The sequence below is a fragment of the Corynebacterium sp. genome, assembly GCF_012837295.1.
Taxonomy (GTDB): domain Bacteria; phylum Actinomycetota; class Actinomycetes; order Mycobacteriales; family Mycobacteriaceae; genus Corynebacterium.
This window is the reverse complement of record NZ_DURI01000156.1, coordinates 1-3,915: the sequence shown is the minus strand read 5'-3', so window position 1 is coordinate 3,915 and position 3,915 is coordinate 1. Positions and strand designations below refer to the sequence as shown.

At 67.7% G+C, this 3,915-nt stretch carries 2 protein-coding genes; both read left to right on the top strand.

Annotated features, from left to right (window positions below):
• Positions 1-269 precede the first annotated feature (269 nt).
• Positions 270-899, top strand: a complete 630-nt coding sequence (locus GX015_RS05405) for a hypothetical protein (protein ID WP_291343391.1) — start codon at positions 270-272, stop codon at positions 897-899.
• 132 nt (positions 900-1,031) lie between these two features.
• Complete coding sequence (gene secA / locus GX015_RS05400; protein ID WP_291343389.1) at positions 1,032-3,758, top strand: preprotein translocase subunit SecA; 2,727 nt, start codon at positions 1,032-1,034, stop codon at positions 3,756-3,758.
• Positions 3,759-3,915 lie beyond the last annotated feature (157 nt).

Here is a 3,915-nt window from a genome sequence, read left to right as displayed (position 1 = left end):
GGTCGCCGTCGACCAGCTGCGCATTCGCATCCAATGTCGCGGAAGCGATCCACCTCTCGATAGCCGGACAGACACCCACTCCAAGGACGGTCACGGTCCAGGCGGACAGCCCGGTGACGGGCCAGACGTACACCATGTCCTGCGTCCTCGAGAACAGGTCCGGGACGGATGCCACCTACCACTGCACGGGAGGAAACAACGCGGTCGTGTTCGTCGGCATCGCAGGCTGAGGGGATCTTGGCTTTTCCCGCGTCGCGGATATGGTGGGGGTGAACGACGAAAAAGAGGACGCCATGACCCACCAGTGGACGCCGCCGCAGCAACCGCCGATGCCGCCCGGGGGAGGGGGCGGCGGAAACGGGTTGATGTACGCGTTGATCGGCCTGGTGGGCGTGCTCATCGTCACCATCGGCGTCGTCGCCGCGCTGGTGCTGGGCGTCGGCGAAGACTCCGGAGATGACGCTGATCTGGTGGCCACCCAGGCCCCGCCGGCGCCGCCCTCCGCGGCGGGCGAGGATGCCGACCGGCCACAACCCACCGAGGGGGCGGCGCCGCGGGAAACGGTCACCGAGACCGAGCGGGTGCGCGATTCGGGATCGGACGATTCCGATGACGGATTCCGTTCCCGGGTGTGGGGCGATTCCTCGGTGCACACCAATTGCCGGAACGGGGCGCTGACCGGATCGGCGAACACCAGTTGCGCCTTCGCCAGGCGCGTCTCCGACGAAGTGTGGGAGGGCACCGTCGGAGTCCCCCATCGCACCGTGCGCGCCTACAGCCCGGTCACCGGGCGGACCTACACCATGAACTGCACCCTCGGATCGATGAACGGCCGCGACGCGACCTACAGGTGCACCGGCGGGAACAACGCCATCGTCTTCGTTCCCGTCGCCGGCTGATCGGGCGAACCTCGGGCCGTCGTAAAGCACCCGCACCCCACCCCGGGGCGCGGGATGCTCCTATACTGGGGGACTTGAGCGCCCCGGCTGGGGTGCGGCCATGAGTCGTCTGCCGGAAAGGTCCCATCCGCAGTGTTTTCTTTCAGCAAGTTGCTCCGCGTCGGTGAGGGGCGCGCCGTCAAGCGCCTCAAGGGCATCGCGGACGCGGTGCTGGATCTCGACGACGAGTACGCGGCGCTGTCGGACGACGAGCTGCGGCTGAAGACCGAGGAATTCAAGACCCGCCTGAAGGACGGCGAATCCCTCGACGACCTGCTCCTCGAGGCCTTCGCCACCGCCCGCGAGGCGTCGTGGCGCGTCCTCGGCCAGAAGCACTACCCGGTGCAGGTCATGGGCGGCGCCGCGCTGCACTTCGGCAACGTCGCCGAAATGAAGACCGGCGAGGGCAAGACCCTGACCTGTGTGCTCCCCGCGTATCTCAACGCTCTGGAGGGCAAGGGCGTCCACGTGGTCACGGTCAACGACTACCTGGCCAAGCGCGACGCCGAGTGGATGGGCCGCGTCCACCGCTTCCTGGGCCTGGAGACCTCCGTGATCCTGTCGGGCCTCAGCTCCGACCAGCGCCGCGAGGCCTACGCGGCCGACATCACCTACGGCACGAACAACGAGCTCGGCTTCGACTACCTGCGCGACAACATGGCGCACTCCCTCAACGACCTGGTGCAGCGCGGCCACCACTACGCCATCGTCGACGAGGTCGACTCGATCCTCATCGACGAGGCCCGCACCCCGCTGATCATCTCCGGCCCGGCCGACGGCTCGCCGGAGTGGTACCAGGCGTTCTCCGGGATCGTGAAGGGCATGCGCCTGGACATCCACTACGAGGTCGACGTGCGCAAGCGCACCGTCGGCGTCCGCGAGGAGGGCGTCGCCTACGTCGAGGACCAGCTGGGCATCGACAACCTCTACGCCGCCGAGAACTCGCAGCTGGTCAGCTACCTGAACAACGCCATCAAGGCGAAGGAGCTGTTCACCCGCGACAAGGACTACATCATCCGCAACGGCGAGATCCTCATCGTCGACGAGTTCACCGGCCGCGTGCTGGCCGGCCGCCGCTACAACGAGGGCATGCACCAGGCCATCGAGGCGAAGGAGGGAGTGGAGATCAAGAACGAGAACCAGACCCTCGCCACCGTCACGCTGCAGAACTATTTCCGCATGTACGACAAGCTGGCCGGCATGACCGGCACGGCCGAGACCGAGGCCGCCGAGCTGCACCAGACGTACAAGCTCAACGTCATGCAGATCCCGCCGAACCGCCCCAACCAGCGCAAGGACCACCCCGACCTGGTCTACAAGACGCAGGAGTCGAAGTTCTACGCGGTCATCGAGGACATCCGCGAGAGCCACGAGAAGGGCCAGCCGGTGCTGGTGGGCACCGCGTCCGTCGAGATGTCGGAGCACCTGTCCAAGCTGCTGCAGCGCGAGGGCATCAAGCACAGCGTGCTCAACGCCAAGCACCACGAGAAGGAAGCCGAGATCGTCGCAGTGGCCGGCCGCCCCGGCGCCGTCACCGTGGCCACCAACATGGCCGGCCGCGGCACCGACATCGTGCTCGGCGGCAACCCGGACATCATCGCCGACCTCAACCTGCGCGCCAAGGGCCTGTCGCCGACGGAGACCCCGGAGGAATACGAGGCCGAGTGGGACGCGGAGATCGCGCGCGTCCGCGAGTCGGCCGAGGCCGAGGCGGAGAAGGTTCGCGAGGTCGGCGGCCTGTACGTCCTGGGCACCGAGCGCCACGAGTCCCGCCGCATCGACAACCAGCTCCGCGGCCGCACGGCCCGCCAGGGCGACCCGGGCGAGACCCGCTTCTACCTGTCCATGCGCGACGAGCTCATGGTCCGCTTCAACGGCCAGCGCATGGAAGCGCTGATGAACACTCTCAACGTGCCGGACGACGTGCCCATCGACTCGAAGGTCGTGTCCAACTCCATCAAGAGCGTGCAGACGCAGGTGGAGAGCCAGAACTTCGAGGTCCGCAAGAACGTCCTCAAGTACGACGAGGTGATGAACCAGCAGCGCAAGGTGGTCTACGCCGAGCGCCGCCGCATCCTCGAGGGCGAGGACCTGAAGGACCAGGTCCGCGACATGCAGGACGACGTCATCTCCGCCTACGTCGCAGGCGCCACCGCCGACGGCTACGTGGAGGACTGGGACCTCGACGAGCTGTGGAACGCCCTGGAGTCCCTGTACGGCCCGTCCATGACCTGGCAGTCGCTGGTCGAGGGCGACGAGTACGGCTCCGCCGGCGACCTGTCCGCGAAGGACCTCGAGACGGTGCTGCAGGAGGACGTGCGCAGGAACTACTCCGAGCTGGAGGACGCCGTCGCGGCGATCGGCGGCGAGGAGCAGATGCGCAACATGGAGCGCTTCACCATCCTCAACGTCATGGACCGCAAGTGGCGCGAGCACCTCTACGAGATGGACTACCTCAAGGAGGGCATCGGCCTGCGCGCCATGGCCCAGGCCGACCCGCTGGTCGAGTACCAGCGTGAGGGCTACGACATGTTCTCCGGGATGATGGACGGCATCAAGGAGGAGTCGATCCGCCAGCTGTTCCTGGTGCGCCAGCAGGTCATGCAGGCCGAGCAGAAGCAGAACGCCGACCTCAACGCCGACGGCGTCGTCGACGAGAAGGATCTCGCGCCGGAGTTGGCCCGCGCCGAGGCCAAGCCGACCCAGATGACCTACTCGGGTCCCGCCGAGGACGGTTCCGCGGAGCAGAAGCGCGCCGACGGCGATGCGGGCAACCGCGCCCAGCGCCGCAAGTCCGCCCGCCGTGGCCGCAACCTCTGACCGGAGCTAGATCAAGCGCAGAGCGGTGATGGTCCAGCCCCGGCCGTCGTCGATCATCGCGCCGGCCAGCGCGCGCACGCGCCCACCGTGGGCGTAGGACCCGACGAATTCGACGCGGGTCCCGCAGGCCCGCGCCGACGGGTGGAGGGTGCGCAGC